Source organism: Vibrio genomosp. F10 str. 9ZD137 (assembly GCF_049974785.1).
In the GTDB taxonomy this organism is placed as follows: Bacteria; Pseudomonadota; Gammaproteobacteria; order Enterobacterales; family Vibrionaceae; genus Vibrio.
The window spans coordinates 1-668 of the sequence record NZ_JBNGCJ010000007.1; the positions used below are offsets into that span (position 1 = coordinate 1).

The following is a 668-nucleotide window of genomic DNA, read 5'->3' on the forward strand; positions in this document are numbered from 1 at the left end:
ACCGCTCTTCCGATCTCATCATTTCAACGGTAGCGTTAGGGGCATCGGAGATGAAGAAATTTTGAGTGACGGCCGCGCCACAATAGCCCGAGGTTTCAATCACCCCAGAAGTGCTACCATCAGTTTGCCACACGATAGGTTTAACTTGTGTCGCAAATACTTCGCCTGACTCTTTATACCCAACACCTCCAGTCGCTGTGCCGCTTACATCGTCATCAGTACAAATCGCAAAGGTCCATGGGCGAGAATTTACCGTAAACACCCCAGTGAGCTCATCTTCCCCTTCAATGGGGCAATCATCATAACCTACGCAATTAAAACTAGTATCTATCAACGAGACGGTTAACTGACCAGACTCACTAAATTCGATTGAGCTTGATTCATCTGTTGAAGTTCCACCGCTAAATATAGGAGCGTATGTCAATGTCCCTGAGCCCGAGCTTGGCTGCACCATATTGCTCGTAATTGTAGGCGTACCAGAATACCCCACATCTACCGCATTACCTGAATTACAAGCAAGTACCTTGGCTGCAACGCTTTCTGGTTTCATCGCTATTAGGTATTGATCAGGTACGTCAAAGCGATACGGTACAAATTTATAATTGCCAGTGTCGCTATAAGATCCACCATCAATCGTGGTTGTTACCTCCGCATCGGCTGTACTTGCT

1 protein-coding gene is annotated in these 668 nt (G+C 46.6%); it reads right to left on the minus strand.

Going from position 1 to position 668, the window contains the following annotated elements:
• The coding region (locus ACP45E_RS00220; protein ID WP_347229964.1) for a DUF6701 domain-containing protein at positions 1 to 668 on the minus strand (668 nt) is incomplete at both ends.